Annotated in this window: 6 protein-coding genes and 1 pseudogene; 6 read left to right on the top strand and 1 reads right to left on the bottom strand. The window is 67.5% G+C overall.

Annotated features, from left to right (window positions below):
• The 6 genes and pseudogenes from ACIQ3R_RS14445 to ACIQ3R_RS14420 all read left to right on the top strand — a co-directional run.
• A pseudogene (locus ACIQ3R_RS14445) lies at positions 1-130 on the top strand (preprotein translocase subunit YajC); the annotation flags it as partial.
• Positions 131-141: 11 nt separating this feature from the next.
• Positions 142-1743, top strand: coding sequence for a protein translocase subunit SecD (gene secD, locus ACIQ3R_RS14440; RefSeq protein ID WP_397419560.1), 1602 nt, complete (start codon positions 142-144; stop codon positions 1741-1743).
• Positions 1744-1750: 7 nt separating this feature from the next.
• A complete protein-coding gene (gene secF, locus ACIQ3R_RS14435) occupies positions 1751-2725 on the top strand; it encodes a protein translocase subunit SecF (RefSeq protein WP_397419559.1) in 975 nt (324 codons plus the stop codon).
• A gap of 6 nt (positions 2726-2731) precedes the next feature.
• Entirely contained in the window at positions 2732-3091 is a 360-nt protein-coding gene (locus ACIQ3R_RS14430; protein WP_397419558.1) for an Mth938-like domain-containing protein, read from the top strand.
• Between the two features lie 78 nt (positions 3092-3169).
• Complete coding sequence (locus ACIQ3R_RS14425; RefSeq protein WP_397419557.1) at positions 3170-3775, top strand: urate hydroxylase PuuD; 606 nt, start codon at positions 3170-3172, stop codon at positions 3773-3775.
• A 61-nt stretch (positions 3776-3836) separates the two neighbouring features.
• Positions 3837-4478 (top strand): squalene/phytoene synthase family protein, encoded by a 642-nt coding sequence (locus ACIQ3R_RS14420; RefSeq protein WP_397419556.1) that lies wholly within the window; start codon positions 3837-3839, stop codon positions 4476-4478.
• A gap of 27 nt (positions 4479-4505) precedes the next feature.
• Here the strand turns inward: ACIQ3R_RS14420 and trmFO are convergent.
• The coding region (gene trmFO / locus ACIQ3R_RS14415; RefSeq protein WP_397419555.1) for a methylenetetrahydrofolate--tRNA-(uracil(54)-C(5))-methyltransferase (FADH(2)-oxidizing) TrmFO at positions 4506-5705 on the bottom strand (1200 nt) is incomplete at its 5' end.

The following is a 5705-nucleotide window of genomic DNA, read 5'->3' as shown; positions in this document are numbered from 1 at the left end:
GGTGCGGGTCGAGGACACCGAGGTCGGCCTCGAGGTCGCGTCGGGCGTCACCGTCAAGGTCGTGAAGTCGATGATCGCAGACGTGCGCGCCAAGGGTGACCCTGCGCCCGCCAACGACTCCAAGGCTTAGAAGCCGCCCCGATGCTGACGCTCTCGCGCTGGAAGGTCGTCCTCGTCCTTCTGTCCGTCCTCGTGAGTCTGGTGTTCGCCCTGCCGAACGCCCTGCCCAAGGATGTGCGCGACAGCCTGCCAGGCTTCATGCCGAAGCAGACGCTCAACCTCGGGCTCGACCTCCAGGGTGGTTCCTATCTGCTCCTCGAGGTCGACACAGAGGCGCTGCGCGTCGAGCGCCTGAACAACATTATGGAGGATGTGCGCACCCTGCTTCGGCAGGAGCAGATCGTCTTCTCCGAACTGGCTGTTGTCGGCGGCCGCGTCACGGTGCGGGTGGTGGATCCGGCGCAGACGGCGGCGGCGACCCGTGTTCTGCGGGAAAATGTCGGAACGCCGCTGCAGGGCGTCGTCGGCGGACGGGACATCCGCGTCACCGCGGGCGACGGTCAGCGGATATCGATGGAGTTCGTGCCGGAAGCGTTCGACGCCGAAGCGGCTCGGGCTGTGGAGCAGTCCATCGAGATCATCCGCCGCCGGATCGACGAGCTTGGCACGCGGGAACCCACCATTGTCCGTCAGGGGACCAACCGGGTCGTGGTGGCGGCGCCCGGCGAGAGTGATCCCGAGCGCCTGAAGTCGGTGCTGGGCCAGACGGCCAAGCTCACCTTCCACATGGTGGATGAGAGCGCGGATGTCGCGGCGGCCATGGCCGGGCGCGTGCCGCCGGGCAAGATGCTGCTGCCCAGCGAGGAAGGGCAGGGGCCGCTGGTCGTTGATCGGCGCTCGCTGGTCACCGGCGAAATGCTGACCGACGCCCAGGCGGGCTTTGATCCCCAGACCGCCCAGCCGACCGTGAACTTCCGCTTCAACGGCCAGGGCACGCGCCGGTTCGGCGATGCGACCAGCCGCAACGTGGGACGTCGGTTCGCCATTGTTCTCGACAACAAGATCATTTCCGCCCCATCGATCAACGAACCGATCACCGGCGGCAGCGGCCAGATCAGCGGCAGCTTCACCCCGGAGACCGCCAACGAGCTGGCCGTGCTGTTGCGCGCGGGCGCCCTCCCGACGCGTCTGAACGTCGAGGAGCAGCGGACGGTTGGCGCCGAACTCGGCGCCGACGCCGTGGCGGCCGGACAGTTGTCGGCGATCGGCGCCTTCGTACTGGTGCTGGCGTTCATGGTGGTCTCGTACGGCTGGCTGTTCGGCGGGGTGGCGATCGTCGCCCTGCTGGTGAACGGCCTGATGATCGTGGCGGCCATGTCGGTGACCCAGGCGACACTGACTCTGCCGGGGATCGCTGGTCTGATCCTGACTCTTGCGGTCGCCGTTGACGCCAACGTGCTGATCTACGAGCGGATGCGCGACGAGGTTCGGGCCGGACGAACCATCATCACTGCGATGGATGCGGGGTTCGGGCGCGCCATGCTCACGATCTTCGACGCCAACATAACCAATCTCGGCGCCGCCGTGATCATGTTCGGGCTAGGCGCCGGGCCCGTGAAGGGCTTCGCCTGGACCCTCTCCATCGGCGTGTTCACCTCGGTGTTCACCGCCGTGCTGATCACCCAGGTTCTGCTCGCCGTGTGGCTGCGTGTCGCGCGGCCGAAAACCCTTCCGATCGTGTGAGGCGGCCATGACCCAGCGTTCATCCTGGTGGCCCCTGATCAAGCTGCTGCCGGTCAAGACCAGTTTCCAGTTCATGCGCTATGCGCGCCTGGCGCTGATCATTTCCGGTACGCTCACGGCGCTGGCGCTTGCCGTTACGGTCTATCCCCTGACCCCGCCGTGCGGTGGGCTCAACTGCGGTGTCGACTTCAAGGGCGGGACCGTGCTCGAGCTTCGAACGACCGGTCCGGCCGATATCGGCAAGATCCGAACGACGCTCACCGGCCTTGGGTTCGGCGACGTCCAGGTTCAGGCGTTTGGCAGTCCCAATGATGCGTTGGTCCGTTTCGAGACCCCGGATGGTCAGAATCCGGCGGTGGCGGTCGGCCAGGCCAAACAGGCGCTGACTCAGGCTCTCGGGACGGTCCGTTTCGAGCGCACAGAGGTGGTTGGCCCCAAGGTTTCGGGCGAACTCCTCGGCGCCGGCATCCTGGCGCTTGGCCTCGGGATCGTGTTGATGATGGTGTACATCTGGTTCCGGTTCGGCCTCACCTTCGGGTTGGGCGCCATGGCGGCCCTGATTCACGACGTGCTGCTGACCTTCGGTCTGTTTGCGGTCACCGGGATGGAATTCTCGCTCAACACGGTCGCGGCGATTCTGACCATCATCGGCTACTCGGTGAATGACACGGTGGTCGTGCTCGACCGGGTTCGTGAAAACTTGCGCAAGTACAAGCGCATGCCGCTCGGCGACGTGATCGACCTGTCCGTCAATGAGACCCTATCGCGAACTGTGATCACGGGCCTGACGGGGTTGATGGCGCTGGGTGTGCTTGCAGCGTTCGGCGGCGATAGCCTCTACGGGTTCTCCATCGCCATGATCTTCGGGATCGTCGTAGGCACCTATTCCTCATTCTTCGTCGCGGCGTCTGTGGTGCTGTTCCTGGGCGTGCCGCGCGGCGAAGAGGCGGAAGTGCTCAAGCCGCTCGACGCGCGGCCCTAGGGCGTCGTGGCCCGGGCCGCCCCCCAGATCGACGCTTATGGCGGCGGTGGCTTTCGCCTCAACGGCGCCCGACATGACGGCTCGTTGCTGATCCTCGATGATCAGGCCCGGCCCTGGCCCGTGGCCGCCTTGAACACGCTCGCGCCGGAACATCTCGCCGACGTGCTGGCGGCGCCCCGGGGCGCGGTCGAGTTCCTTCTGCTGGGCGCCGGCCCCCGCAATTCCCCGCCGCCGAGGGCGGTTCGCGAGGCGTTTCAGGCCGCGCGGATGGGCCTTGAGATCATGGATACGCCCGCCGCGATCCGTCTCTACAACCTGCTGACGGCGGATGGCCGCAGGCTGGCCTGCGCCCTGATCGCGGTCTGACGCAGGCTCGCTTCCGGCGCGCGCCGAATAGTCCTATAGATCGGTCCCAGGGCAGGATTTCCAAAGAGGGCGCAATCAATGGCCGGACTACTCGCCAATCTCCGCAACACCATCATCCTGAGCTTCGTGCTCGCGATCGTGATCGTCGGCGGCTACCAGCAGCACTACGGCTCGACCGACGCCATCTTCTGGCAGGGCGTTCTGCGCTGGCTCCACACGCTCGCGGGCATCATGTGGATCGGGCTGCTTTACTACTTCAACTTTGTGCAGATCCGGAAAATGCCGGAGATCCCGGCGGAGCTGAAGCCGGGCGTGTCGAAGTACATCGCGCCCGAGGCGCTGTTCTGGTTCCGTTGGGCCGCGCTGGTCACCTGGGTGCTCGGCGTTCTGCTGGCCTGGAACCGCGGCTATCTGGTCGAAGCCTTCACGCTGGGCGCCACGAGCGGCTTCCAGGTTCCCCAGCACACCTTCATCGGGCTCGGCATGTGGCTGGCCACGATCATGTTCTTCAACGTCTGGGTGTTCATCTGGCCGGCGCAGAAGATCGCGCTGGGCATCGTCGAGGGCGACGCCGACGCCAAGGCGGCGGCTGGTCGCAAGGCCATGCTGTTCTCGCGAACCAACACGCTGCTGTCGATCCCGATGCTGGCGACCATGACGCTGAACCAGACGATCTTCGGCTGATCGCCGGAGCTGGATGCGAAAAGGCTCGCCCGCCTGGGCGGGCCTTTTTCGTGAGCGCGCTATGGATGACGATCTCGACGCCCTGATCCGACGGGTCGATCCGGACCGCTGGCTCTCCAGCCGGTTCGTGGCCGATGTCGAGGTCCGGGCCGACGTGATCGCCGTCTACGCCTTTGACCACGAACTGGCCCGCGCGCCGCGGGTCACGACCCAGTCGATGCTGGGCGAGATCCGTCTGGCCTGGTGGCGCGAGGCCCTGGACGAGATCTTCGAGGGCCGCCCGGTGCGCGGTCATCCCGCCGCCCAGGCGCTCGCTGTGGCGGTCGCGCGCCGAAGCCTGTCCCGCGACCTCCTGGAGGGCATGATCGACGCTCGCCTGCGGGAACTGGATTCCACGGCGATGTCGGATGACGAACGCCTCGTGTGGGCGGACCAGACCGCCGGCGCGGCGGCGGAGGTCTGCGCGCGCATCCTTGGGGCGGCGGAGGCCGGGCGCGCGCGTGCGGCCGGGCGCTACTGGTTGTTGGGGCGAACGGCGCCGGCGCTGGCGTCGCCGGTTCGGGCCGAGGCGCGCTCCGGCGCCCGCCGTCTGCCTGCGGCGGCGTTTCCGGCGGTGGCGCACGCCGCCTTGGTTGGAGCCGGGGAATCGGACCGGCGGCGGGGGTTGCGGATTATCTGGGCGGTCGCGATCGGCCGGATCTGATCGGGATTGGCCTCATCCCGTCCGGCCTCAGCCCGCGCTCCACGCCGCCAGATCCGCCAGAGCCCGCTCTCCGATCAGGCGCTTCTTGGCCCGGGTCTTTTCCTTGGCCCCTAGTCGCCGTCCTTCGTCATCCCGCTTCGGCGGCGCGAGCGGCGGCAGCAGGCCGTAGTTGATGTTCATCGGCTGGAAGCTGCCTTTGCCGCCATCCAGGTGACCGCCGGTGATGTGGCCGATCAGGGCGCCCAGGGCCGTGGTTGCGGGCGGCGGGGTCAGGGTCCGACCGAGGCGCTCGGCGGCGGCGAAGCGGCCGGCCAGAAGCCCGATGGCGGCGCTCTCCACATAGCCCTCGACGCCGGTCACCTGCCCGGCGAAGCGCAGGCGCGGATCAGCGTTCAGCCGCAGGCTCGCATCCAACAGGCGCGGGCTGTTGAGGAAGGTGTTGCGATGCAGGCCGCCGAGGCGGGCGAACACCGCCTTCTCAAGTCCCGGGATCATCCGGAACACCTCGGTCTGGGCGCCGTGCTTCAGCTTGGTCTGGAAGCCGACCATGTTCCAGAGCGTGCCCAGCGCATTGTCCTGGCGCAGCTGGACGACCGCCCAGGGCTTCACATCCGGACAGTGGGCGTTGGTCAGGCCAACCGGCTTCATGGGGCCGTGGCGCAGGGTCTCGCGGCCGCGTTCCGCCATCACCTCGATCGGCAGGCAGCCGTCGAAATAGGGGACGTTCTCCCAGTCCTTGAATTCGGCCTTGGGCCCGGCCAGCAGCGCGTCGATGAAGCTCTCGTACTGGTCCCGGTCGAGCGGACAGTTGATGTAGGCGGCGGCGTCGCCGCCCGGGCCTTCCTTGTCGTAGCGCGACTGACGCCAGGCCACGTCCATGTTCACCGACTCGAGGTTCACGATCGGCGCAATGGCGTCGAAGAAGGCGAGTTGGCCCTCGCCGGTCAGGTCCAGGATCGCCTGAGCCAATGCCGGGGAGGTGAGGGGGCCGGTGGCGATGATCACGCTGTCCCATTCGCCCGGCGGCAGGCCGGCGATCTCCTCGCGGGCCAGGGTGATGTTGGGGTGCGCCAGCAGCCGCGCCGTGACCGCCTCGGCGAAGCCTTCGCGATCCACCGCCAACGCGCCCCCGGCCGGGACCTGGTGCGCGTCTCCACAGGACATGATGATGGAGTCCAGAGCCCGCATTTCCGCGTGCAGCAGGCCCACCGCGTTGCCAGTCCAGTC

It is taken from the genome of Phenylobacterium sp. (assembly GCF_044371015.1).
Lineage (GTDB): Bacteria > Pseudomonadota > Alphaproteobacteria > Caulobacterales > Caulobacteraceae > Phenylobacterium.
This window is presented reverse-complemented; position numbering and strand designations above follow the sequence as displayed.